Here is a 23,389-nt window from a genome sequence, read left to right as displayed (position 1 = left end):
ACAATACCGCGCCGTTCATCAGTGACTCTGCAGACGATGCCCAACCGGCCGGCTAGAAGCTGTAGCGCAAGATACGCGCCTTGCGGGCCATGCTCGGGATGCGTCCGGAGAGCCGGGTGGCCACGCGGAGCCACGTCGGGAAAAGCTCCACCTCCGGGGCGTGGGCCAGGCTGGTCTCCTCGACGAGTTTCAACCGCGGGTTCCACACCTCCGGCCAACGGGCGTCCTTGAACCCGGGATAACCACTCCATTGGTGAGAGACGGCCTTGAACATCCGCTGTGGAGCCAGCTTCACCGCCGCCCGACTCACCCAGCCGATCCGGCCGTAATCATTGAAGGCCAGCTCACCTGCCTGAAAGTGGCCGGTCACTTGCCGGAATAGCGAGATGATCTCCTGCTCATTCAGGAAGGCCAGCAAACCATTGGCGGTCAGGATCACCGGGCGCTCCGCGGGGATCGCTTCCAGCCAACGTTCGTCGGTCAGCGATCCAGGCACGGAGTAGGCCCGCGCCCGTGCGGGAAGAAGCCGGTCGCGAAGCGCGATCACCGCCGGGAGGTCAACGCTGTACCAGTCGACGGCCGCCGGCGGCTCCACGCGGAACATGCCGTCGTCCAAGCCGGCTCCGAGATCCACCACGACGGCGTCCGGATGGGCGGCGGTGAACAGGCGCACCCTGTCGTCGAGCATCTTGGTGCGCAACGCCGTCTGGCAGACGACGCTGGTCACTAGGCCAAGGCCGGCAAAGTCGTAATCGATGCCGGCCGCGATTTGCTCGGAGCCGCCGTCGCCGAGGATCGGCTGCGGTGCACGGCTGTCCAGCGCCCGGGCGTACAAGGTCAATAACGCCGTCTCTTCCAAGGGCGTGAAACCACCTACGTCTATCCCCAAGTGCAGGCCTTCCCTTCAGCAAGGACCGAGATTGGGCGAAGTCGCCTTCTCATCACATTGCACGGTCTGGCGCGAATCTGTCTAGGCTGGCGGCATGAGGTGGAATTGGGGGATTCTTCGGTCAGCCGTTGTGCTCATGGCAGCTGCCCTGCAGGTGACCGCGTGCGGCGTGAACGACGTCGTCTGCCCGGCTGTTGGGTGGGTCACCACCATCACGGTGAGACTGGAAGGCGACCTCACGGCTGTGAATGATGTTCAGCTATGCACGCCCGAGGGCTGCTCCGTCACCAATCCGACCTCCCCACAGAACGCATCGCCGAAATCAGCGGTCCCCAGCTCCGCGGACGACCGTTCACTGGCTCCTTCCCCCTTCATAGCCTCCAAAGCATCGATCAATACCTGGTTGTTCACCGTCAGCGGCCCTTTGCCCGACGAAGTAACGACTCACGTGTCCGCCAAAGACGGCACCCTGATCGCCCAGCAGCATTCCCATCTGGAATGGACCAGGGTGGGCGGCTCAGAGCAATGTGGCGGTCAGATGGCAACGCCGCCCATCATTCTCCAGCTCCCGGTGAGGCAGCCCGCCACCGGCTGATTGCGCGCGCCGCGCGCAGGCAGAGGGCCCAGTAGGCAGCTCCCGCGGCGAGCGAGACCGTGACGGCCAGGACGGGGCTTATCCCGGCCAGCGGCGGGTAAACCACCCAGTGGACCAGGTATGCATAAAGGGAGGCACTGGCCAGCACCACCGTCACACGGCGGAGCGCCTTTGGCACCGGGAGGCTGGGCAGCCAGATGAGCAGCAGTATTCCGACGAGGAGCGTGCATTCCCGGCTTGTGTTGTCGAAGAAGCCCGGGACGGTCAGTACCGCAATGGCAGAGACAACGCAGCGCTGGGCTATGGTCCGGACCCGGGAAATGGCCCAGCCGAGCGCGAAGAGCCAGAGGGCCGGCGCCGTATGCGGCAGCCCGGGGTTCACCAGCTCGTACCGGGTCAAAAGCCCGGCGCTGGTCAGTGCCAGCGGAAAGAGCAGGGGGAAGCGCCTCTCGGCGCGGTCCGCCCACGGAACAGCCAGCAGCGCCGTTGCTCCGACCACCAGGTAGACAAGGACTTCGATAAACCAGAAGTGCCACTGCGTGGTCACCGCCTCCGGCCCGAGGACAGCATTGAGCAGCAAGATATTGGCCGGTGCGTAGTGGTCGGTGATCAGGTAGGCAACCGCGATGAATGCCATGCTCGGCACCGCGATTCTGCCCACGCTGGCCAGCTGCCGCCGCAGGCGCGGGACCCGCTCTCCGGAGAGCTGGAAACGGGCGAAATTGAACCCGGCCACGGCCATGAGCACGTGGGCCGCACCCTGCCAGTTGAGCAGACCTACGTGCGTGCTGACGATCAGCACGATCCCCACGGCCCGCAGCACGATGCTCGTTTCGACCCGCGCGAAGAGCCGTCCCAGCTTCCGGACCGGTGCGGTGCGGGTCCGCGGTTCAAGGTCCCGGACCGGGGTCACATGCCAATCCGGCGGGAGGTAGCCCAGGGCCTGTTCCAACCTGACCGACGCTGCCACATATGACAGCGAGTCCCCGCCAAGGGAAACGAAGGTGTCGCCGTCGGCGATCTCGCCGCACTCCAGGGCGTCCTCGAAGATTTTCCGGACGCTGTTGTCCCCGACACAGTCCCGTCCAGCAGTTCCCGCCGCAGCTTCCGCCCCCGGCGCAGGGTCCGGTCGGGACAGGGCCAGGACAGCCTGGTAGTCCAGTTTGCCGGTGGCCAGGCGCGGGAGGTGCTCGACGGCGTGTACCCCGAGAGCGGCCCGAGGCAGTCCCACGCCCTGGGCGAGGACCTTGGCCAGCAGCTGCGTGTCGTGGGCGCCTTCAACGGCGACCACGACGCCGTCGTCCGTCCCCGCACTGGCCGCCTGCACGCCGAGGTCCGCCAGGAGCCGCTCCACCTGTCCCAGGTCCACACGCAGCCCCACGATCTTGACGAACCGGCTGCGCCGGCCCACCACTTCGTAGACACCAACCGGGTGTTTCCGGGCAAGGTCGCCGGTGCGGAGCTCGGAGACGGTCCGGCCCGCGGCGAGGTCCGCCGGGCTCCCGGCATAGCCGAGCATCACGTTCGGGCCGGTGTAGACGAGTTCGCCATGCTCCAGCCCCGGCACAGAATCGATGCGGAACGAGCCGCCGGGCACCGGGATGCCAACCGCGCCAGGAACTTCGGCTGCCAATTCCGGCGGAAGGTACGCCATCCGGGCCGTCGCCTCGGTCTGGCCGTACATGACGAAGAACTCCCAGCCGTTCAGCCGGCCCATCTCGGCGTATTTCCTCACGGCTTCCGGCGCCATCCGGCCGCCGGCCTGGGTGACGTAGCGCAGCCCCGGCAGGTCCATGTCCGCGAACCCGACCCGCTCCAGCAGCTCAAAAGTGTACGGAACAGCCGCAAAGGCAGTGACCCCACGCCGTCGAAAGAGATCCCAAAAACACGGATCAACCACGGAAAGGTCCGTGAGGACCAGCCCGGCTCCGCGGAGCAGGTGGCTGTTAATGACCGACAACCCGTAGCAGTAAGACATCGGCAGGGTCGTCGCGGCGCGGTCCCCAGGACTGATGTTCAGGTACTCGGAAATCGACTCGGCATTTGACTGCAGGTTGGCATGCGAGAGGCGAACGAGCTTTGGCGAGCCCGTGGATCCGGACGTGCTGAGGAGGAGCGCCAGATCCGGATGCAGTTCGTGCCGCGTGCCGGGCCGACGCTCCTGGAGCGCGGTCCGTCCGCTCCCGGAGCGCAGAACAACGTCGGGATCATAAGCCGCGATCAGGGATTCCAGTGCCGCCGGCTTGTCCTCCGGCAAGAGGATCAGCGGGTGCCCGCCGACCAGGGCCGCCAGATAGGCGACCAGCGAGTCGACGTCGTTGGCGGCAGCCAGGGCGACGAGGCGCCGCTCGGCACCGAGCCGCGCCGCCAGGTCATCGACGCGCTCCGCCAACTCCCGGTAGCTCAACGTGCGGGTGTCGGTGAATATGGCAGGTCTGTCCCCGTAGCTCGCAAGATCGGCGGCAAAGGGGACCCGCATGAAGTCAAGCTGCGTGGTCACCGGACCACGTTATTAGATAAGGCTTACCTAAACAAAATTACGGTACAAAAGGTTTGCGTAATCTCGCCAAGTGGGTATCCTCCTTACTTAGGTCCACCTAACAGGGGGTTCTTCCGCGGCGTCGCTAGGCAGTCCAACCCCTCCCGATCCCTACAGACGCGTCCGAACATCCGACCGAACGTTCCGCCCACCCCCTAAGGAAAACACCCATGCCCAGTAACCTCATGCCCAAAACCGCCCTTCCCAAAACCGCGTCACGGTTCCGCAAGACGCTTGCCCTGGTAGCGGCCGCGACCGCGGCACCGCTCGCCCTAACCGGCTGCATGGCCAGCTCGCCCACCCCGGGTGCCTCCACCGGATCCGTCCAGGTCAGCCCCGCCGTTGACGCGGACCTGCGGGATGTCCTGGACACCGGCACCCGGCAATATTCCGCGTATGTGAAGGACCAGACCGATCAGCTGGTGACCGGCACGAAGGCGTTCGCGGAGGCCTATGCCGCCGGTGACGCAGCGAAGGCCCGGGGCCTCTATGCCGCCACCCGGATGCACTGGGAGCGCATCGAGCCGGTGGCGGAGTCCTTCGCAGACCTCGATCCCAAGCTCGACGCCCGTGAAGCGGATCTCGAACCAGGGCAGGAATGGACCGGCTGGCACCGGGCCGAAAAGGACCTGTTCCCGCCTGCCGGCTTCGCCCCGCTCATGGCGGCCGAACGGACAGCCCTCGCCACGCAGCTTGTCGCAGACACCGAAGACCTGGCTCAGCGGACCGGCAGCGTGGAGCTCTCCACCGACAAGATCGGCAACGGCGCCAAGGAACTCCTGGACGAAGTAGCCACCGGTAAGGTCACTGGAGAGGAAGAAATCTGGTCCCACACCGATCTCTGGGACTTCCAGGCCAATGTGGACGGCGCCCGGACCGCCTTTGAAAGCCTGAAGCCTGCGCTGCAGCGGAGGGACCCTGCCTTGGCCGAGGCCCTCGAGGTGAAGTTCGCAGCCTTGCAGGACGGGCTCAAGAAGCACACCAAGGGCGATGGCTTCACCTATTACAACGAGCTCAGCCAGAGCGAAGTCCAGCAGCTCGCCGCCCTGGTCGACGCCCTCGGAGAGCCGCTCGCCAAGCTCACTTCGGCCGTCGTCCAGTGAGCGGATGCCCCTTCAGCGGCAACTCCGGCCAGACGCCCGACGGCGGCGCTCCGGGAGACGCCGCCGCCCCGGCAGCTCCGGCCGGCACCGGCGAGGGAAAGCGCAGGCTTTCCCGCCGCGGTCTCCTGTCGCTCGCGGGGGCAGGAGGGGCCGGGGCTGTGGCAGGCCTGGCCGCAGGTTTCCTCAGCCACGACGCCGTAACGGCCGCGGCCGCGCCGGTGCTGCTTGACGGCGACGTCATCCCCTTCCATGGCGACCGGCAGGCCGGCATCACCACATCGGCCCAGGACCGCCTCCACATTGCAGCCTTCGACGTCGTCACCGAGGACCGGGCAGCGCTGATTCAGCTCCTCAAGGATTGGACCGCCGCCGCCGAGGCAATGACCGCCGGGCGCGGTACGGGCGGCACGGGCGCCGTCAACGGGCCCTACGACGCACCGCCCGAGGACACCGGAGAAACCTTGGACCTGGGGGCTGGACGGCTCACGCTCACCTTTGGGTTCGGACCTGGCTTGTTCGCGAAGGATGGCAAAGCCCGGTTCGATCTCGACGGGCGTCGCCCGGACGCCCTGATCGACCTCCCCCACTTTCCCGGTGACGACCTCCAGCCCGGACGCACCGGCGGCGACATTGTGGTCCAGGCCTGCGCCGATGACCCGCAGGTGGCGGTCCACGCGATCCGCAACCTCGCGCGCATCGGATTTGGGCAAACTCGCGTCCGTTGGTCTCAATTGGGCTTCGGCCGAACCTCCTCGACGTCGCGGTCCCAGACCACCCCACGGAATCTCTTTGGCTTCAAGGACGGTACCAACAACCTCAAGGCCGAGGACACCGCCCTGCTGGAGAAGCACGTCTGGGCTGGCCCGGGAACACGTCCCGGGGAGGCATGGATGGCCGGCGGCACCTACCTCGTCGCGCGCCGGATCCGGATGCACATAGAAATCTGGGACCGCACCTCGCTGCGCGAACAAGAAGGCCTGATCGGCCGCACCAAGGGCGTCGGAGCACCGCTGTCCGGTGGCGACGAGTTCACGGCCCCTGATTTCGACACTACCGGGCACACCGGGGAGCCGCTGATCCCGCTGGACGCCCACGTCCGGCTCGCGCACCCCAGCCGGAACGACGGCGTCAAGATGCTCCGGCGCGGCTACAACTACACCGACGGCTCGGACGGCCTGGGGCACCTGGACGCAGGCCTCTTCTTCATCGCCTTCGTCACCGATCCCAGGACCCACTACGTGCCCATGCAGCGGGCCATGGCGAAGGAGGACACGCTGGCCCTGGAATACCTCAAGCACACGGGCTCGGGTCTCTTCGCGGTTCCTCCGGGAACCAAGGCCGGAGGCTTCATTGGCGAAGGGCTCTTCACCTGACGCCGCCGCAGGCTCTGACCTACCTGTGCGTGTAGGTCAGGCAGTCGGCATTGTCGGCACCCGGGCCCACATGGACTTCGGGGGCCCGGCACATCAGGTGGTCGTTGTGGGCGCATTCCGAGCGCTGGCATGCTCCGACGTCGGCCAGGACCTTGGGCAGGCCACCGTGAGAGCCGGTGTCGATGAAGGTGGCGCAGGAAGCATGGTCTTCGCTGCCTCCGACTGTGATGGCGGCAGCATTGCAGGCCGAATGGTCGTTGAAGGAACAGTTGGCTACGCTGCAGTCCGCGACGTGCGTTGTCATGGCAAACCCTTCGCGTTCTCGGCCGTCCGGACGGGCGGCGACTCCTGTCCACGGTAGGCCAGCCCTGCTCGATCAAAAAGACCCAATAGTTTGACCTAATAGCCGGCTGCCCTCGTGGTTTCCACGAAGGATCACCGGGAGACGAGCCGGCCCTGCCGAACCACGCGCGGCGCGAATGCCTTGCTGTGCCGCCGCTCCGAGACCGGAGGATCGAACCGGGTATCTTCCACGGTTCCGCCGTCGTCGAGCCAGCCACGGTTGGTGTAGAAGCTGATTGCCCGATTGTTGCCGCGCTCCACCCAGAGAAAGGCCCGGTCGTAACCGAGTTCGATGAAATTTTGTTCGGCAGCGGCAAACAGCACGGAGCCAAGGCCCTGGCCCCACCAGTCCGGATGCAGATTGATCGCGTAGAGCTGGCCGGTTCCGGCGCCGGAGTCCCCGGGGGCCGCACCGAGAACAGCGAATCCCACAACACAATCGCGGCTTTGGACTACGAGATGAACCGTCCCGTCCTTGGGCTCAAGGACCTTTCGACGCCAAGCAAGAGACGCCCGCCCGACGTCGAGACCGTCAAGGTACTCATCGGTCATGACTCCACGGTAAGTGGCCCGCCACGCCGCGATGTGAACTTCGGCCAGCCGGGCGGCGTCGTGTTCGGTCGCTGTCCTGACGGTGACGTTCGGAACGGTCATGACCCCGAATCTATCAACAGGGTCACCGGGTACGTGCGGCGTATACGAGGCGGCGGGCGAGGTAGATGATGACGATGGCACTGACCAACTCGGGGTTCAGACCGAGCGGTACCGGAGTGAGCCGGGAATCTCGCCTCGAGTCCCCAGGCTGTCGCCATGGGCGAACTTCGCCCAGAGTGCCCGGATCGCGCGGCCGTGGGCGTTGATGTCGTCCCAACTGGCGCCTGCCAGCAGCCCGGCGGCCTCCCACGTCCCTTGGTGACCGAACAGCAGCGGCAGATCAACGGTGTGCGCGGCACCGTAAGGATTCCCGGGCGCACGCCAGGACAGGACGTAGCTGTGGGCGCGTCCGCCGGCACGCACATGCCGCCTGGCAAACTGCCGGGCCGACTTGCCATAGACCAGTTCGGTGACCGCCCACGTGATGGCTTTCAGGACTGTTTCGCCGACGACGGGGATCCTCCCCACGCGGCCCAGGCGGCGGCTCTGCGGCAGGAACAGGCGGACCTCCTCCGCGGTATGGCCGATTAGGACATCGATTCCCGGCGCGGCAGCATTCCAGGCCCGGTCGATCTCGGATTCCTGGGGCAGGGGCGCGTGACCGTACTGGGTACCAAACGGCATGGCAGCCACCAGCCCGAATTTACGTGCCGTCCGGGCAACATCCTCTTCGGCGGCCACCACCTCCATGGCCGACGTGCTTTCCGTGACAGCTTCCGCGGCGGCGCCCATGGCGGCGTTCATCTTTTCCCGTCCCCGGGAGATGCCCAAGGGCGCGCTTTGGATGATGGCCCGCTGGAACAGTGATGCCGCCTCCGGCGTCGCCATCAGGTGCGCGACGGCGTCGCCTCCTGCGGATTGCCCGAAGGCGGTCACCCGGCCAGGATCGCCGCCAAAGGCGGCGATATTGCGCTGCACCCAGCGGAACGCCTCGAGCTGGTCCAGCAAGCCCAGGTTGGCGGGCCGGCCGGTGCCGGTGGCCAGATAACCGAAGAGGCCGAGCCGGTACGTCACCGAGACAACGATGACGTGATTTTCGGCAACCAGCGATGCGGGGTCGAAGATGGCCAGGTCACCCGAGCCGGAGGTGTAGGAGCCGCCGTGCAGCCACACCATCACGGGCAGGCGTGCGCCAACGTCGGTACCAGCAGGCAGCGTGATCGAGAGGCGCTGGCAATGTTCGTCGCCGGGAAGTTCCCCGTAGCGGGTGCCCAGCACGTCATCCAGGAACGGCACCGGCCCCTGCGGGCACGCCGGGGACAGGGTGGTCGCCATGAGCACATCGGACCAGTCGGGCGCGGGGGCGGGCGGCTGGAACCGGCCGGCGGCGGCGTACGGAATACCGGTTGCCCGCACGACGTCGCCGTCGCGCCACCCGGTGACCGGACCACACGGCGGCGCAAAGGCAAGGTTCACGGCAAGGTTCGCGGCCAGATTCACGTCCATGCGATCTACCCGTTTTTCAGCAGGGCCACATCGGAGACAAGCTCAATGTGCTCCAGCATTGCCGCCGCCGCCGCGGCGGAGTCCTTGGCCCTGATGGCCTCCGCAATCCGGCGGTGGGAGGCAAGTGACTGCTCCGGACGGCCGGGCTGCCCGAGCGATTCGAGGCGCGTTTCCAAGACCATTCCGGCAATGAACGTCATCAGCTGGGCCAGCACTGCCGAATGCGCCGCGGCGGTCACTGCCTGGTGGAACAGCTCGTCGCCGTGCGCGCCCTTGGCCCCCGAGGAGACCTCGTCCGCCATCGCGTCGAGCGCCTGGTCGATCGCTTGCATGTCCGCCTCGGTCCGCCGGGCCGCAGCAAGTTCCGCCAGCTTGACCTCCAGCGTGCTCCGCGCCTCCACGATCTCGGGCAACCGGCTGCGGTGCTCACGGAGGCCCTTGATCACGGACGGAACGTTGGGCCGGTAGACGAGCACCGCTCCCGTGCCGTGCTGGACGTCGATGACGCCGAGCACCTCGAGGGCCACCAGGGCCTGCGCCAGGGTTGCCCGCGAGACGCCCAGCTTCTCGGCAAGCTCCCGCTCGGCCGGCAGCGTGTCCCCGGGACCCAGCTGGGCGGCCTCGACGAAGTCCATGATCTGCTCCACCAGCTGCTCGTAGAGCCGGGGCCGCGAGACGCGGGAAATCTGGTGCGTTGCCGACTGCTTTGCCATGCGCGTCCTTCCAGCCTGTCCTGAAACCCAAGCGTACCGGAGAACTATTGACAAAGACACCTAGTGTCTAGGAGGCTAGGCCACTAAGCCAGTAAGCCACATCACATCTATCTCTCGATCCGGAGGAACAACGATGTCCGCTCCCGTACTCTCCATCATCATCCTGGCGGTGATGTTCCTGCTCGCCACGGTGCTGCCCCTCAACATGGGCGCCCTTGCCTTCGTGGGCGCATTCCTGCTGGGCTCGGTCGTGCTCGGCATGTCCACGAATGACATCCTCGCCAATTTCCCTGGCGGGTTGTTCCTGACCATCGTCGGTGTCACTTATCTCTTCGCCATCGCCCAAAACAACGGAACGATCGACCTGCTGGTCCGCGGCGCTGTCCGGCTGGTGGGCAATAAAGTCGCGCTCATCCCTTGGGTGATGTTCGCCATCACCGCGCTCATCACCGCTGTAGGCGCCCTGTCTCCCGCCGCCGTCGCCATTATCGCGCCGATCGCACTGAGCTTCGCCGCCAAGCACAAGATCAACCCGCTGCTGATGGGCATGATGGTCATCCATGGCGCGCAGGCCGGCGGCTTCTCCCCCATCGCCGTCTACGGCGTCACGGTCAACGGCATCATCGCCAAGACAGACCTGGAAGCCAGCCCGATGGCCATTTTCCTGGCCAGCTTCATCTTCAACCTCGCCATTGCCGTGGTGCTGTCCATCGTCTTGGGCGGCAACAGGTTCCGCTCCACGAAGGCTGGCCAGCTGGTGGAGCAGGCCGCCGAAACCCGGATGACTGTCAGCGTGGGCGCCCGTGCAGCCGGCGCTACCTTGCGGGGCTCCGGGTCTGACATTTCGCCCGCCGGCGTCTCGGCGAAGGGAACCTCCGGTTCCGCCTCAGCCGGTTCCACCGCCGCCGACGCCAGCGCTGCCCGCGCGACCGTTCCGCAACTGGTCACCATCGCAGGCCTGATCGCCCTGGCCGTCATCTCGCTCGGTTTCAAGGTGGACGTCGGGTTCGTCTCCATCACCATCGCGATCATCCTGGCCCTCGTCTCCCCGGCCGCCCAGAAGGGCGCCGTGAACAAGATCAGCTGGTCCACCGTCCTGCTCATTTGCGGCATGCTCACGTTCGTGGGCGTCCTGGAGGAAGCCGGCACCATCAAGTTCGTTTCCGATGGCGTAGCCCATCTGGGGATGCCCCTGCTCGCGGCCCTGCTGATTTGTTACATCGGCGCCGTGGTCTCGGCCTTCGCCTCCTCCACCGCCATCCTCGCCGCCCTCATCCCACTGGCTGTCCCCTTCCTGTCCACCGGCGAAGTCGGCGCCGTCGGAGTGATCGCCGCCCTGGCCGTTGCCGCCACGATCGTTGACGTCTCCCCGTTCTCCACCAACGGCGCGCTGGTGCTCGCCAATGCCCCGGAAGACGTGGACAAGGACAAGTTCTACAAGCAGATCCTGGCCTACAGCGGCATCGTCGTCGTCGTCGGTCCCGCCATCGCTTGGCTGGTCATGGTGATGCCCGGCTGGATGTAGCCGGCCAGCCACCGCAATCAACGCCGCAACTGAATCCCGCCGGCGGCAGGCGTTAACAGCCAAATCCAGCAAGAAAAGGAACAGCCATGAGCACTGAACCAACGCCCCAAGCAGAAGGCCCGCTCTCGGGCTACCTCGTGGTGGACCTGAGCCGTGCCCTCGCCGGTCCGCACGCCGGAATGATGCTGGCGGACCTCGGAGCACGGGTCATCAAAGTGGAGAACCCGGGCACCGGGGACGATACCCGAGGCTGGGGTCCGCCGTTCGTGGGCCCCGAGGACGATCCGCAGGCCACGTACTTCCTCTCCTGCAACCGCAACAAGGAATCCATCGCCCTGGACCTGAAGAGCGACGACGGGCAGACGGTACTGCGTGAACTGCTGGAACGCGCTGACGTCGTGATCGAAAATTTCCGGCCCGGCGTCCTGGACCGGCTCGGGTTCTCGGCCGCGCAGATGCATGCCCTGAACCCCGCGCTGGTTATCCTGTCCATCACCGGCTTCGGCCACGACGGGCCTGAATCCCGGCGCAGCGGCTACGACCAGATCCTCCAAGGCGAAGCCGGACTGATGTCCCTCACCGGGTCCGGGCCGGACGACCCCCAGCGTGTTGGGGTGCCCATCGCCGATCTGCTCTCCGGCATGTATGGCGCGTTCGGCACGCTCGCGGCGCTGCTGCAGCGGGAGCGGACCGGCCAGGGGCAGATCGTCCGCACGTCCCTGCTGGCAGCCCTGATCGGGGTCCATGCCTTCCAGGGCACGCGCGCCACCGTGGCGGGCGAAGTCCCGAAGGCCCAGGGAAACCACCACCCCTCGATTGCCCCCTACGGGCTGTTCCACTGCCGGCAGGGCCGGGTGCAGATCAGCGTCGGCAGCGAGAAGCTCTGGGCAACCTTCGCCTCCACCTTCGGCATCGACAACACGCGGCCCGAGTTCGCCACCAACGCCGACCGCGTCCGGAACCGGGAGAAGGTCATCGAAGAGGTGGAGCGGGTGTTCTCCGAGTTTGAGGCCGCACCGCTGTTGGCCAAGCTCAACGACGCCGGGATCCCGGCCGGCAAGGTCCGTACCCTGGACGAAGTGTACGAATGGGAGCAGGTGCACTCCCAGGGCCTGGTGATAGACGTGGACCATAAGATCCTCGGCAACGTGAGCCTGCCCGGGCCGCCGCTGCGGTTCTTCACCGCCGCTGACACCGCCGAAACCACGCTCAAGGCGCACACCGCGCCCCCGCTGCTGAACCAGGACGGGGACCAGATCCGGCAATGGCTGGGGCTCTCCGCCGCAGCCGCCGGATCCAGCCGCGGAGCGGAAGGCCAGTGAGCATGCAAGTAGAAGAGAAACTCCGGCCGGAAAAGCGACGGTCGGAACAAAAGGTCCGGCACTTGGACGCCACCGAACTCATCGCAGCCGTGCTGGATCCGGGCTCCTATCGCAGCTGGGATACCGCGGTGACCGACCCGGCACCGGATGCCGCCTACCGGGAGGAACTCGCCGCCGCGCGGGCAAAGACCGGCGTGGACGAATCAGTCCTGACCGGGGAAGGCCTCATCCGGGGCCGCCGGGTGGCCGTGATCGTCAGCGAGTTCCGCTTCCTGGCAGGCTCCATCGGGCTCGCCGCGGCGGAACGGATCGTGAACGCCGTCGAACGGGCAACCCGGGAGGGACTTCCGCTCCTGGCCGGCCCGGCGTCCGGGGGCACACGCATGCAGGAAGGCACCATCGCCTTCCTGTCCATGGTGAAAATCAGCGCGGCCGTGCGGGCACACCGCCAGGCCGGGCTGCCCTACCTCGTCTACCTGCGCCACCCCACCACCGGCGGCGTGATGGCGTCCTGGGGTTCACTCGGGCACATCACCGTGGCCGAGCCGGGGGCGTTGCTTGGCTTCCTGGGCCCTCGGGTTTACGAGTCGCTCTATGGCAGCCCCTTTCCGGAGAACGTCCAGGTGGCCGAAAACCTCTTCGACAAGGGGCTCATCGACGCCGTCGTCCCGCCTTGGCAGCTGTCCGACGTCGTCGACCGCGCCCTGAGCATCCTGGTCACCGGCCCGGCCGCCCGCGTGAATCCGCCCCGGACGCTCGCCGTTAAACCCTCCGACGCCGGGGCCTGGGAGTCGATCGAAATTTCCCGGAATCCGCGCCGGCCGGACCTGCGGCAACTGCTCGCCTACGGCGCCCGCGACGTTCTCCCGCTCAACGGCACAGGGCAGGGCGAGAAGGACCCGGGCCTCCTGCTGGCGCTGGCCCGCTTCGGCCAGAAGTCCTGCGTGGTGATCGGCCACACCCGGCCGCGGCCCTCGCAGCAGACGGCGATGGGGCCGGCGTCGCTGCGGGAGGCACGCCGCGGAATGCGGCTGGCCGAGGAGCTCGGCCTGCCGCTGGTCACGGTGATCGACACGGGCGGCGCCGCGCTGTCGAAGGAGGCTGAGGAAGGTGGGCTCGCCGGCGAAATTGCCCGGTCGCTGCATGACCTCATCGGCCTGAATTCGCCCGCTGTCTCGGTGCTGCTCGGCCAGGGAGCCGGCGGAGGCGCCCTGGCTCTGCTGCCGGCCGACCGGACCATCGCGGCCCAGCACGCCTGGCTGTCCCCGCTGCCGCCCGAAGGCGCGAGCGCCATTGTCCACCGCACCACGGACTTTGCCCCGGCCATGTCCGAAGCCCAGGGCGTCAATGTCGCCTCGCTGTTTGCCGGCGGCCTCGTGGATCACATCGTGGACGAGCGCGGCGATGCCGCGCTCGAAGGAAGGGCCTTCTGCCAGCGCGTCGGCCAGGCCATCGAATACGAGCTCGCCACCCTTGCCGGCACCGGGATCACCGAGTTGCTCGGCCGGCGGCTCGCGAAATACCGCAACCTGGGCAGCATTGGCGGGCAGGCCTAGCTGTACACCTGGCGCAAGCTGGAGAACTCCGCCCGGCTGAGCGCGGCGTAACGGCCGTAGGCGGCGATCACCGCGGCCTCGACGGCGTCGACGTCGAGCCCCGGCACGAGGTCATCGGCGGCGCCCGCCGTCGTCGGGTCCCAGGCCAGGCCGAGGGCGGCGTAACTGGCTTCGAGGACGGCGCGGATCGGGGCGGAGTTCTCCACCACAATCACGGAGCTGAAGAGCCAGCCGCCGGCGACGACCCGCTGGGCGGTGCCGACCAGTTTGATCCGGCGGCCGGGGTCCTGCGGGCCGCTGCCGTGCACGCTGAACTCGCCGGGGCAGTACTCCCCGGGAATCTCGCCGACGCCGGCGTCCACGCCGGCATCGCGCAGTGCCCCGGCGAGCAGTTCACCGAACAGGGAGAACCGTCCCTTGGCTCCGGCGATGGCATCGGCGTGCGGCTCGATGTGGTCGATCACCAGCGTCCCCTGGTGATAGGCGGCGGCCCGGCCGCCGGCCTTCCGGACCAGAGGTTCGAACCCCAGATCCCGGCAGGCCTGGACGGCAGCATCGAAGCCCGGCAGATGGGTGTCGCGCTGGCCGAAGGCCACGGTGGGTTCGGGCCGGTACAGCCGCAGCGTCGGACCCACGGTCCCGGCCTTGACCCGCTGCAGCAGATCCAGGGCGAAATCCAGGTCCGCGGCGGCACCCAGCGTTTCCTCCTGCCGGACGACCGCCAGTGTCCGGGGTCCGGCTTCGGCCTGCGGCATGTTGTTATGCTCCCTTATGCTCATCTTGCAGTTCCTGGTCGTCGCCGCCACCTTCGCCATCCTAGATGCGGTCTGGCTCAAATCAATGAGCAAGTTTTACCGGAACCATCTGGGCCACCTCATGGCGGACAAGCCCCATCTAGGGTACGCCGTCGCCTTCTACGTGCTGTACATCGCAGGGATCCTCTTCTTCGCCCTGACGCCCGCGCTCGAGCGCGGCACCTGGCTCACCGCGCTCGGCTACGGTGCCGCGCTGGGCACGTTCGCTTACGCCACCTATGACCTGACCAACGCTGCCACGCTCAAGGACTGGCCGCTCTCGATCGTGGTGGCGGACATCGTGTGGGGCGCCGTCCTGACCGGACTGGCAAGCCTTGCCGGCTGGCTGGTGTTCCATTAACTCGCGTTTTTCGCAGCGTTACGTGACGCTCATGATCGGTCCTGCGACTCGCTTTCGGGTGGCGTGGTCGTCGCGGTGTTCGCGTTGGCTGGAAGCGGTCCGGCCGGACGTTTTCCGGTTGTACTCCAGCTGGTGAGGAAGTCGAGTTGTTGCTGAGCCTGGCTTCCGGGTTCGGCGGTGTAGGCGATGAGGGTCAGGCCCTCTCCGGGGAGTTCGAGTGAATCACCGGTGAGTTCGATGTCTCCGATGAGCGGGTTGTGCAGTGTCTTGCGGGCGGAGCGGTGGAAGCGGACGTTGTGCCGTGCCCAGCGTGTCGAGAATTCCGTGCTTCCGGTGGCAAGGTCACCAATGAGGCTGTTCTATCGCGCGGGTTGCGGCCTGCTTCGGTGCGGAGCGCGGCGGCAAGGTCATCTGCGAGGGTGTTCCATTCGAGAAAGAAATCTTGGGACCGCGGGTCCAGGAACATGAACCGTGCGAGGTTCAGCGGCAGGGTGTCGGCGCTGAGGATGCCCCCGTAGAGGGCGAAGCAGAGGCTGTTGGCGGCCACGATGTCCATCCGTGAGTTGCGGATGTAGGCGGGCGTGCCTGTCATGCCGGCCAGGATCCGCTCAACGCTGGGGCGCACTTCTGCCCGGACCCGGCGTGCACCTGGTGCCCGGGACGGTGCGGCGGCCTTGGCCAGATCGAGCAGGTGGGCCCGTTCAGCCTCGTCGAGCTGGAGGGCACCGGCGAGGGACTCGAGGACACTCTCGGATGCTCCCCGGAGGTTCCCGCGTTCGAGCCGGGCGTAGTATTCGGTGCTTACGCCGGTCAGCATGGCCACTTCCTCGCGTTTGAGGCCGGCCACCCTCCTCGTCCCGCCGTAGGCGGGCAGGCCGGCCTGGGCGGGAGTGATGCGTGACCGCCGGTTCATGAGGAACTCGCGGACGTCCTTGCTGTTGTCCATGGCTTCTACGGTACGGCGCACCGGGGCGGCCTAACAGGAACTGGCAGTACACCGCACGGCAGGCACTCCCGCGCACACTAGATGGCTGGTTTTCTTGAATGAGTTCAATTTCCCGATCCTGCAAGGACTCAGGGTGAGCCCTACGTCCTGCGCAGCGTCAGGATCTGTTCGGCCCGACCGAAGGGCCCGGTCAGGTCATGCAGCACGGTGGAGGTCAGGCCGATCCCGTCGGTGCCGAAGGAGACCTCGTTGTCCAGCCCGAGCCACTCCCCCTCCGGCTGCCGGTACATGTGGATCTGCAAGTCCAGATTGGGAAAGGCGTAGCTGCCCTTGCCCGGCGGAACGCGGGCGGCAATCCCGTTGGCCGTGTCCACGAGGCCGACGAGGCGGGCGAGGTCGCTGCTGTCCGCCCGGTCTGTCAACGGATGCTCCGTGTGCAGCCACACCGTTCCCGAGCCCGCCCGGTGGCCCTCGGCGATCCGCATCTCCAGTGAGGCGATGTAGCCGCCGGGCCAGACGCTCGCGGCGTCGTAGGGTTTGCAGTCCTCCGGGGCCGGGATTTTCGGGTCTTCGAACGCGGCGATGGCCGACGTGTCGGAGGTGATCATCCGCCATGCGGTGGCGCGGATGGCGGTGCGTCCGCCGGCCACGAGCTCGGCCTGCACCAGCTCAATGGTGCGGCCCGGGCGCAGCGTCGTGGTCACCACCTCGAAGTCGCCGCCGGGAATCAGGCCGAGGATCTCGTAGCTGAGCCGGGCCATGCGCATGTCCTCGCGGGGCTCGTGCCGGGCAAGGCAGTCGGCCATGATGCCGGAGGCCGGGGCCATGTGCTGCTCATGTTCATTCCAGGCACCCTGGGCATGAATGGTGGAGCGGAATCGCCCGTCCCCCAGCACCTCATAGTAAAAATTGCCCTCGGCAAGTTCCGGTAGTGCAGCAGCCAACGTCCGCCCTTTCATGCAGCTGGTGATTTCAGAACACACTATCCCCTCGGGCGCAGGGCGCTCGCGCTTTCACAGCTCCTGCTAAAGAAGGGCTCATGGCCGGTATAAGTCCGGCGCCTAGAAATAGTGCATGACTCCTGAGAAGACCACCCACCGTAAGAGCAGCCGCGTGCGGCGCGCCGTGCTGGCCGGAGCCCTGGCCCTGACGCTCTCCGCCGGGGGCGCCACCGCCTGGGCGCTGGACCGCTTCGTTGTCGAGCACGTCGAAATCTCCGACGTCGCAGCCTACGAGGCCAACCAGGGCGTGACGTCCGGCGTTGCGGACACGACGGACACCACTGCCAAAACCACGGCCACTTCGTACACCTCGGCCGACTCAAGCATCAACGTCTCCACCGTTGTGACCGGCAGCGGCGACAGCACCGTCACGTACTATGTGGCCGACGTCGTCCTGAGCGACGCCACCGTCCTACAGTCCGCCTTCGCCAACAACAGCTTTGGCGAGAACATCACGGAAACCACCTCGGAGACGGCGGCTGACCACAACGCCGTCTTCGCCATCAACGGCGACTACTACGGTTTCCGGGACACCGGCATCGTCATCCGCAACGGCGTTGTCTACCGCGACGAGGGCGCCCGCCAGGGCCTGGCCTTCTACCGGGACGGCACCGTCAAGGTCTACGACGAAACCAGCACGACGGCGGAGCAGCTCGTGGCCGACGGCGTCTGGAACACCCTGTCCTTCGGACCGGCCGTCCTTGAGGACGGCCAGGTGGTGGACGGCATCGAGGACATGGAGGTGGACACGAACGTCGGCAACCACTCGATCCAGGGCGAGCAGCCGCGGACGGCCGTGGGAATCATCGGCACCAATCACCTCGTCTTCGTCGTGGTGGACGGACGCAGCCCCGGCTACAGCGCCGGTGTGACCATGACCGGGCTCGCGGAAATCATGCAGGACGTCGGCGCCACCACGGCCTACAACCTCGACGGCGGCGGATCCTCCACCATGTATTTCAACGGTCAACTCGTCAACAACCCGCTGGGCCAGGGCAAGGAGCGCGGCACTTCCGACATCCTCTATATCGGGCAGTGAGCCGCAACCATGATCGTCCTGATCCCGGCCTACGAGCCGGACCAACAGCTGCTCCGCCTCATCCGCTCACTTCTCACCGCGACTCCTCGGCTCACCATTGTGGTGGTGGACGATGGCAGCGGACCGGGCTACCGGCCCATCTTCGACGCCGTCGCCTGGCTCGGGTGCACCGTCATTGGCTACGCCGGCAACCGGGGCAAGGGCCACGCACTGAAGGCCGGATTCGGCTTCGTCGCGGATAATTTCCCTGGCCGGGACGTGGTCTGCGCGGACAGCGACGGCCAGCACCGCGTGGAAGACATACTCCGGGTTGCGGGACGGTTGCCCGCGGCCTCGGACGCGATGGTCCTGGGCGTCCGTAGTTTCAGCGGCAACGTCCCCGCCCGGAGCAAGGTTGGCAACACCGCCACCCGGTGGCTGTTCCGGCTGGCCACCGGAGAACACATACCCGACACGCAGACCGGGTTGCGGGCATACCCGGCCGCGATGCTCCCATGGCTCCGGGCCGTCTCCGGCGAGCGCTACGAATATGAGCTCAACCTCCTGCTCGAAGCCAAGCAGGCCGGTTACGCAATCCGGACGGTCGGGATCGCTACCGTCTACCTTGACCACAACTCCGGTTCCCACTTTCGGCCATTCGCGGACTCTGTGCGGATTTATGCACCCCTGCTGAAGTTCCTGGCCTCCTCCCTGACCGCCTTCGTGATCGACACCGCCGCATTTCTCGTCCTCAGTGCGGTCACCGATTCGGTCCTGCTCGCCGTCGTCGGCGCTCGGGGCATCAGCTCCGGCGTGAACTTCCTCATCAACCGGCACATGGTGTTCCGCCATGGCCGCGAGCGCAGCGCCACGCGCACTGGTGCCCGGTACTTCGCCCTGGTCCTGACCCTCCTGGCCGCCAACCTGACCCTGATATCGGCGCTGGACCAGTTGGCCGTCGCGGCCGTTCCAGCCAAGCTCCTGGTGGAAGCGGCACTGCTCGCCGTCAGCTACTCCGTACAGCAGCGGTTCCTGTTCGCCCGGGAACGGCCGGCCGCAAACCGGTCTGCCGGCCGCCGCAGAAAGACCGACTCATATTCCCGCCATGGTCCCGGCACAGTTCTCGCACAGCCTCAGCGGGAAACGTAGAGATCAATCCACCCACTAATTCCGGAGACTCCCATGACACCCATTATTCTCATCGCCGCCGACCTGGCCGCGATCAGCATCCTGACTTTCGCCCTGTACCTGCGCCGGCACCGGCGCCGCGACCTCGTGGTGTCCTACCTGGGCATGAACGTGGGCGTTCTGGCCGTGGCGGCCGCCCTGTCCGGTTCGGCGGCGGGCATCGGGCTCGGCCTGGGTCTCTTCGGTGTCCTCTCCATCATCCGCCTCCGCTCCACGGAGCTAGCCCAGCACGAGGTGGCCTACTACTTCTCGGCCTTGGCCCTCGGTCTCATCTCAGGCCTTGGGATCGAGCCGGTCTGGCTGCCCCTGGCCCTGATGGCCATGATCCTGCTGGTGATGTTCGTGGGAGACCACCCGCGTGTCCTGCCGGCCTACCGCCACCAGACGGTGGTCCTGGACCGCGCCATCGCGGCCGAGGCGGAACTCTTCGCCCGCCTCGAGGAGGTCCTGCACGGCACGGTCCACTCGGCCACTGTGCAGGAACTTGATCTTGTCAACGACAAGACCATCGTCGATGTCCGTTATGCCTATCTCGCGGGCGCAGCACACAGCAGCTTCGGGACCGCCGCTGGCGCCGGGGACGTCGGTGAGGAACTGCCGCGGCACGAGTTTGCTCCCGCCACGGCCGGTGCGGCATGAGCGCCGGCATTGCAGGCAACCTCCGGCACCTGCCCGCAATCGGGCTGGAGGAACTGAACGCCGCCGCGGCGCTGCAGACCAGGGTGGACCGCAAATACGTCGTCCCGGCCCTTCGGGCCAAGCAACTGCTGGCGATGTTCGAGGCGGACCTTCGGATTCTGGAGATGGACGGAAACCGGACCTTCGACTACGACTCGGTGTACTTCGACACCCCGCAGCTGGACAGCTACATGCTGGCGGCCAGGGGTCGGCGGCGGCGGTTCAAGATCCGCACCCGGACCTACGTGGACAGCGCCGTGAGCTTTCTGGAAGTGAAAACGGAAGGCAGCCGGGAAGCGACCGTCAAGGACCGCATCCCCTACAACCTCACTGACCGGAGCCGGATCACGGCCGAAGGACTCGCCTACGTCAGCGACACGCTCGCGGCCACCATCGGCGAGGTTCCGTCCGGCCCGCTGGAACCCGTGCTGGAAACCCGCTACCGGCGCACCACGCTGTTCCTGCCCGGATCGGACAGCCGCGCCACGTTGGACGAAGCGGTCACCTGGCAGCGACCGGGCCGGAGCTCCTGGCTCCTCGATGGGGCGGTGGTGCTGGAGACGAAGTCCGGCTCGACCGCAGGCCCGCTGGACCGCCATCTGTGGGCCGGCGGCATCAGGCCCAGCCGCATCTCCAAGTTCGCCACCGGCATGGCCGCCCTGCGTCCGGAACTGCCGGCCAACCGCTGGCACAGCACGCTTCGGCGCAGTATGCGCCTCACCCCGGCAGCAGCGGCCTGACCCGCCCGCCTCCGGCACACCCGATCTCTCTCCGTACGTCCCGGGCAGGTGGGCAGACTCGCGCTGCGCAGACCCGGTACTTCATTAGACGTTTTTCAACAGACATTCTTCATTAGACAGGACCTTCGCCCATGAACAAGTTCCGCAACTACATGTCCATCGCCGCCCTGGCACTTGCCGTCTCGCTGAGCGGCTGCGCGGCGGCCGGTACTGCTTCCTCCACCGGCCAGGCCGGCACCGCCGCTTCGGGAGCACCAGCCGCAGTGACGGTCGCCTCGGTGGAGGAGGACACGCACTTTGATTCCGATGACCTTAGCTGGGACGCCACCAAGGAAGTGGCCGTGACCCTGGCCGATGGTGCCAGCACCGTTGCCGCGGGTTCGACGTCGGACGCCGTCAAGGTCGACGGCAATACGGTGACCATCAGCGCTGCCGGCACGTACCGGCTCTCCGGCAGCCTGTCCGACGGCCAGGTGGTCATCGCCGCCAGCGAGGAGGACGTGGTTCGCATCATCCTCGACGGGGCACACCTCGGCAGTTCCACAGGGTCTCCGTTCGTCGTCCAGAGCGCCAACGAGGCCATCGTCTACCTTGAGGACGGCACCACAAACACCATCGAAGACGCCTCGAACTATGCCGACCAGGGAACGGACTCTCCCAGCGCCGCCCTCTACTCCATGGCCGACCTCACCATCGCCGGCACCGGTTCATTGACTGTCAACGGCAAGTACAACGACGGCATTGTCTCCAAGGACGGCCTGGTGCTCGCAGCAGGCACCGTCAGCGTGCAGGCCACGGACGACGGCATCCGGGGCAAGGACTACACAGTGCTGCTGGACGGCGCGTACACCGTCACGGCCGGCGGCGACGGCATGAAGGCGGATAACGACGTGGACGAGGGGCGCGGCTGGCTGCTGGTCAACGGCGGAACCCTGACGGTCAAGGCAGGCGACGACGGCGTCAAGGCCTTCAGCCAGCTGACCGTCGCGGGCGGTTCCGTCACGGTTACCGAATCCGAAGAGGGCTTGGAATCCGCCCACATCGCCGTCAGCGGCGGCACGGTGAATGTCACCGCCAACGACGACGGCGTGAACGCCGCCGGCGGCAGCTCCAGCACCGCCCAGACCGGCGGACAGGCCGGCGGGCAAGCGGGCGGCATGGGTGGGGGCGAAAGTGTCGGCGACTACTCCGTGGACATCAGCGGCGGCGAGGTGACCATCAACTCCGAGGGCGACGGCCTGGACTCCAACGGCAACGCAAGCATCAGCGGCGGCACCGTCGTCGTCAACGGACCAAGCGGCCAGGGCAACGGCGCACTGGACGTCAACGGCGAGATCGCCGTCAGCGGAGGCACCGTCGCGGCGGCCGGAAGCGCCGGCATGGTGGTGACGCCGGGAACCTCGTCGTCGCAGTCCGGCGCCCAGGTGACCCTCGGCACCGCTGTACCGGCCGGCACCGCCATCCAGCTGGCCGATTCCAGCGGACAGGTGGTGGCAACGTTCGTGACCGCAAAACAGACGCAGTCTCTGGTGTTTTCCTCCGCCGCGATAAAGGCCGGCGAGGAGTACAGCGTCTACACGGGCGGAACGGCGCAGGTGACGGCGGGACTTGGCGAGGGAACCCTCGACGGCGCGCAGCAGCAGGGCACTGTGACAGCCGGTGAGTACACGGCAGGGCGTGGTCCCGGCAGCCACCCGTAGCCACAGCGGACCCGTATGCGCCCGGCGGCCGGCGTAGTTTCACGCCGGCCGCCAGGCGCACAATCCGGTGGCCGGGTCCGCCACGGTCGCGGCCGACGCGCGCTGCCGCTGTTGCTTCGCGATCGGCGGGACTGGGTAGACTCGGACTGACGGTCCGCAACTATCCTCCGAAGAGGTGCTCTCCTGATTCGAGTCATCAGTTACAACCTCCGCAAGCACGCGGCCAGTGGCGAGCTGGTTGATTTGGCCCGCGATTTCGAGATTGATGCGTTGTGCCTCCAAGAGTGCGATACCGAGGACCTGCCGGCCACTATCGGCGACCTGCACCTCGCGGACTCCACCCGGGGAAACCGGCTCGGCCTGGCGATCTACTATCGCAAGGACCGCTTCACCGCTCACGACACCCAAACCTTCGCCCTGAAGAAGTCCCTCCATGACCGGGTCCTGGCCCCTGCACATGAGCGGCTCATCGGAACCCGGGTAACGGACAACGAGACGGACCACGAGCTCGTCATCGCCTCCTTCCACGCCGCACCGCTGACGGCGTCGAACTCGCTGCGGCGGAACCAAATCCATGCAGCCCACGGCGAGCTGCTCAGCATGGGCGACGGCCTGATGTCGCTGATGGTCGGTGACTTCAACTATCCGTTTTTCACCAAGTCGCTGACAGAGCAGATGAAGGACGCCGGCTACGAGCTTTCGCTCAGCGACCGCAGGACCTACACCCGGTACAAGGTCTTCAAGGGCCACTTCGACTTCGCCACGTCCCTGGGACTGGAAATCGAAAGTGTGGAGACCCTGCCCCGTGGGGCCTCGGACCACCTCCCCATCCTGATCTCGGCCGAATACGGCCAGGAGGCGACCGGAAACGGAAACGGACACGGTTCCGTGGCGGCACCATAGCGG

General features: G+C 66.8%; 21 protein-coding genes and 1 pseudogene. 13 read left to right on the top strand and 9 right to left on the bottom strand.

Annotated features, from left to right (window positions below):
- Positions 1 to 52: 52 nt before the first annotated feature.
- The gene (locus tag BM372_RS06945; RefSeq protein ID WP_218160854.1) at positions 53 to 859 is read right to left on the bottom strand and encodes a class I SAM-dependent methyltransferase; all 807 of its coding nucleotides are present in this window, start codon (positions 857 to 859) and stop codon (positions 53 to 55) included.
- A 124-nt stretch (positions 860 to 983) separates the two neighbouring features.
- Between BM372_RS06945 and BM372_RS20395 the strand changes: the two genes are divergently transcribed.
- The gene (locus BM372_RS20395; RefSeq protein WP_143111441.1) at positions 984 to 1,484 is read left to right on the top strand and encodes a hypothetical protein; all 501 of its coding nucleotides are present in this window, start codon (positions 984 to 986) and stop codon (positions 1,482 to 1,484) included.
- Here the strand turns inward: BM372_RS20395 and BM372_RS06940 are convergent.
- Positions 1,444 to 3,984, bottom strand: coding sequence for an AMP-binding protein (locus BM372_RS06940; RefSeq protein WP_256214087.1), 2,541 nt, complete (start codon positions 3,982 to 3,984; stop codon positions 1,444 to 1,446). The genes BM372_RS20395 and BM372_RS06940 overlap by 41 nt on opposite strands.
- 209 nt (positions 3,985 to 4,193) lie before the next feature.
- Between BM372_RS06940 and efeO the strand changes: the two genes are divergently transcribed.
- Both efeO and efeB read left to right on the top strand, forming a co-directional pair.
- Positions 4,194 to 5,126: an iron uptake system protein EfeO gene (gene efeO, locus BM372_RS06935; protein WP_256214086.1), complete on the top strand. Its 933-nt coding sequence runs from the start codon at positions 4,194 to 4,196 to the stop codon at positions 5,124 to 5,126.
- A complete protein-coding gene (gene efeB, locus BM372_RS06930; RefSeq protein WP_090953496.1) occupies positions 5,123 to 6,499 on the top strand; it encodes an iron uptake transporter deferrochelatase/peroxidase subunit in 1,377 nt (458 codons plus the stop codon). Before efeO ends, efeB begins: the two co-directional genes overlap by 4 nt.
- Before the next feature lie 19 nt (positions 6,500 to 6,518).
- On the opposite strand, the gene BM372_RS06925 is transcribed toward efeB, so the two are convergent.
- The 4 genes from BM372_RS06925 to BM372_RS06910 all read right to left on the bottom strand — a co-directional run bounded on the left by BM372_RS06925 (position 6,519) and on the right by BM372_RS06910 (position 9,654).
- Positions 6,519 to 6,803, bottom strand: coding sequence for a DUF1540 domain-containing protein (locus tag BM372_RS06925; protein WP_090953494.1), 285 nt, complete (start codon positions 6,801 to 6,803; stop codon positions 6,519 to 6,521).
- Between the two features lie 131 nt (positions 6,804 to 6,934).
- Positions 6,935 to 7,495 carry a GNAT family N-acetyltransferase gene (locus BM372_RS06920; RefSeq protein ID WP_090953492.1) on the bottom strand — a complete coding sequence of 187 codons (561 nt, stop codon included), beginning with the start codon at positions 7,493 to 7,495 and terminating at the stop codon, positions 6,935 to 6,937.
- A 96-nt stretch (positions 7,496 to 7,591) separates the two neighbouring features.
- Entirely contained in the window at positions 7,592 to 8,941 is a 1,350-nt protein-coding gene (locus BM372_RS06915; protein ID WP_090953490.1) for a carboxylesterase family protein, read from the bottom strand.
- A 5-nt stretch (positions 8,942 to 8,946) separates the two neighbouring features.
- The gene (locus tag BM372_RS06910) at positions 8,947 to 9,654 is read right to left on the bottom strand and encodes a FadR/GntR family transcriptional regulator (RefSeq protein WP_090953488.1); all 708 of its coding nucleotides are present in this window, start codon (positions 9,652 to 9,654) and stop codon (positions 8,947 to 8,949) included.
- 133 nt (positions 9,655 to 9,787) lie between these two features.
- Here BM372_RS06910 and BM372_RS06905 point away from each other — a divergent pair, with 133 nt between their 5' ends.
- From BM372_RS06905 to BM372_RS06895, 3 genes are all read left to right on the top strand, one after another.
- A complete protein-coding gene (locus tag BM372_RS06905) occupies positions 9,788 to 11,179 on the top strand; it encodes an SLC13 family permease (protein WP_090953486.1) in 1,392 nt (463 codons plus the stop codon).
- Between the two features lie 86 nt (positions 11,180 to 11,265).
- Complete coding sequence (locus tag BM372_RS06900) at positions 11,266 to 12,501, top strand: CaiB/BaiF CoA transferase family protein (RefSeq protein WP_090953484.1); 1,236 nt, start codon at positions 11,266 to 11,268, stop codon at positions 12,499 to 12,501.
- A 2-nt stretch (positions 12,502 to 12,503) separates the two neighbouring features.
- Positions 12,504 to 14,057 (top strand): carboxyl transferase domain-containing protein, encoded by a 1,554-nt coding sequence (locus BM372_RS06895; protein WP_090953483.1) that lies wholly within the window; start codon positions 12,504 to 12,506, stop codon positions 14,055 to 14,057.
- Here the strand turns inward: BM372_RS06895 and BM372_RS06890 are convergent.
- On the bottom strand, positions 14,054 to 14,812 hold the full coding sequence (locus BM372_RS06890) for a lipoate--protein ligase family protein (protein WP_090953481.1): 759 nt from the start codon (positions 14,810 to 14,812) through the stop codon (positions 14,054 to 14,056). The two genes, BM372_RS06895 and BM372_RS06890, sit on opposite strands and share 4 nt — an antisense overlap.
- 16 nt (positions 14,813 to 14,828) lie before the next feature.
- On the opposite strand from BM372_RS06890, the gene BM372_RS06885 reads away from it, so the two are divergent.
- Positions 14,829 to 15,212 carry a DUF2177 family protein gene (locus BM372_RS06885; protein ID WP_090953479.1) on the top strand — a complete coding sequence of 128 codons (384 nt, stop codon included), beginning with the start codon at positions 14,829 to 14,831 and terminating at the stop codon, positions 15,210 to 15,212.
- A gap of 29 nt (positions 15,213 to 15,241) precedes the next feature.
- Here the strand turns inward: BM372_RS06885 and BM372_RS06880 are convergent.
- Positions 15,242 to 16,029: pseudogene (locus tag BM372_RS06880) on the bottom strand (helix-turn-helix transcriptional regulator).
- A 269-nt stretch (positions 16,030 to 16,298) separates the two neighbouring features.
- Positions 16,299 to 17,102, bottom strand: coding sequence for a thioesterase family protein (locus BM372_RS06875; RefSeq protein ID WP_090953477.1), 804 nt, complete (start codon positions 17,100 to 17,102; stop codon positions 16,299 to 16,301).
- A gap of 130 nt (positions 17,103 to 17,232) precedes the next feature.
- Between BM372_RS06875 and BM372_RS06870 the strand changes: the two genes are divergently transcribed.
- The 6 genes from BM372_RS06870 to BM372_RS06845 all read left to right on the top strand — a co-directional run bounded on the left by BM372_RS06870 (position 17,233) and on the right by BM372_RS06845 (position 23,386).
- Positions 17,233 to 18,198, top strand: a complete 966-nt coding sequence (locus tag BM372_RS06870; protein ID WP_090953475.1) for a phosphodiester glycosidase family protein — start codon at positions 17,233 to 17,235, stop codon at positions 18,196 to 18,198.
- 9 nt (positions 18,199 to 18,207) lie between these two features.
- Positions 18,208 to 19,326 carry a glycosyltransferase gene (locus BM372_RS06865; protein ID WP_090953473.1) on the top strand — a complete coding sequence of 373 codons (1,119 nt, stop codon included), beginning with the start codon at positions 18,208 to 18,210 and terminating at the stop codon, positions 19,324 to 19,326.
- Positions 19,327 to 19,359: 33 nt separating this feature from the next.
- Positions 19,360 to 20,004, top strand: a complete 645-nt coding sequence (locus BM372_RS06860; protein WP_090953471.1) for a DUF4956 domain-containing protein — start codon at positions 19,360 to 19,362, stop codon at positions 20,002 to 20,004.
- Complete coding sequence (locus tag BM372_RS06855; protein WP_090953469.1) at positions 20,001 to 20,783, top strand: polyphosphate polymerase domain-containing protein; 783 nt, start codon at positions 20,001 to 20,003, stop codon at positions 20,781 to 20,783. The genes BM372_RS06860 and BM372_RS06855 overlap by 4 nt, the downstream gene beginning before the upstream one ends.
- 131 nt (positions 20,784 to 20,914) lie before the next feature.
- Entirely contained in the window at positions 20,915 to 22,483 is a 1,569-nt protein-coding gene (locus tag BM372_RS06850; RefSeq protein ID WP_090953467.1) for a carbohydrate-binding domain-containing protein, read from the top strand.
- Positions 22,484 to 22,669: 186 nt separating this feature from the next.
- Positions 22,670 to 23,386 (top strand): endonuclease/exonuclease/phosphatase family protein, encoded by a 717-nt coding sequence (locus BM372_RS06845; protein WP_090953465.1) that lies wholly within the window; start codon positions 22,670 to 22,672, stop codon positions 23,384 to 23,386.
- The last annotated feature ends 3 nt before the right edge of the window (positions 23,387 to 23,389 follow it).

Origin of the sequence: Arthrobacter sp. ov118 (assembly GCF_900116495.1) — a bacterium.
In the GTDB taxonomy this organism is placed as follows: domain Bacteria; phylum Actinomycetota; class Actinomycetes; order Actinomycetales; family Micrococcaceae; genus Arthrobacter.
Note: the sequence above shows the minus strand (reverse complement) of the source record. Positions and strands in the feature narration are given on the sequence as shown.

Bases quoted from the DNA above. Each gene is read 5' to 3' on its own strand.
- BM372_RS06900 (WP_090953484.1), top strand. From the start codon at position 11,266: ATGAGCACTGAACCAACGCCCCAAGCAGAAGGCCCGCTCTCGGGCTAC.
- BM372_RS06910 (WP_090953488.1), bottom strand. From the start codon at position 9,654: ATGGCAAAGCAGTCGGCAACGCACCAGATTTCCCGCGTCTCGCGGCCC.
- BM372_RS06850 (WP_090953467.1), top strand. From the start codon at position 20,915: ATGAACAAGTTCCGCAACTACATGTCCATCGCCGCCCTGGCACTTGCC.
- BM372_RS06890 (WP_090953481.1), bottom strand. From the start codon at position 14,812: ATGCCGCAGGCCGAAGCCGGACCCCGGACACTGGCGGTCGTCCGGCAG.
- BM372_RS06885 (WP_090953479.1), top strand. From the start codon at position 14,829: ATGCTCATCTTGCAGTTCCTGGTCGTCGCCGCCACCTTCGCCATCCTA.
- BM372_RS06915 (WP_090953490.1), bottom strand. From the start codon at position 8,941: ATGGACGTGAATCTGGCCGCGAACCTTGCCGTGAACCTTGCCTTTGCG.
- BM372_RS06860 (WP_090953471.1), top strand. From the start codon at position 19,360: ATGACACCCATTATTCTCATCGCCGCCGACCTGGCCGCGATCAGCATC.
- BM372_RS06895 (WP_090953483.1), top strand. From the start codon at position 12,504: ATGCAAGTAGAAGAGAAACTCCGGCCGGAAAAGCGACGGTCGGAACAA.
- BM372_RS06855 (WP_090953469.1), top strand. From the start codon at position 20,001: ATGAGCGCCGGCATTGCAGGCAACCTCCGGCACCTGCCCGCAATCGGG.
- BM372_RS06865 (WP_090953473.1), top strand. From the start codon at position 18,208: ATGATCGTCCTGATCCCGGCCTACGAGCCGGACCAACAGCTGCTCCGC.
- BM372_RS20395 (WP_143111441.1), top strand. From the start codon at position 984: ATGAGGTGGAATTGGGGGATTCTTCGGTCAGCCGTTGTGCTCATGGCA.
- efeO (WP_256214086.1), top strand. From the start codon at position 4,194: ATGCCCAGTAACCTCATGCCCAAAACCGCCCTTCCCAAAACCGCGTCA.
- BM372_RS06925 (WP_090953494.1), bottom strand. From the start codon at position 6,803: ATGACAACGCACGTCGCGGACTGCAGCGTAGCCAACTGTTCCTTCAAC.
- BM372_RS06905 (WP_090953486.1), top strand. From the start codon at position 9,788: ATGTCCGCTCCCGTACTCTCCATCATCATCCTGGCGGTGATGTTCCTG.
- BM372_RS06870 (WP_090953475.1), top strand. From the start codon at position 17,233: ATGACTCCTGAGAAGACCACCCACCGTAAGAGCAGCCGCGTGCGGCGC.
- BM372_RS06920 (WP_090953492.1), bottom strand. From the start codon at position 7,495: ATGACCGTTCCGAACGTCACCGTCAGGACAGCGACCGAACACGACGCC.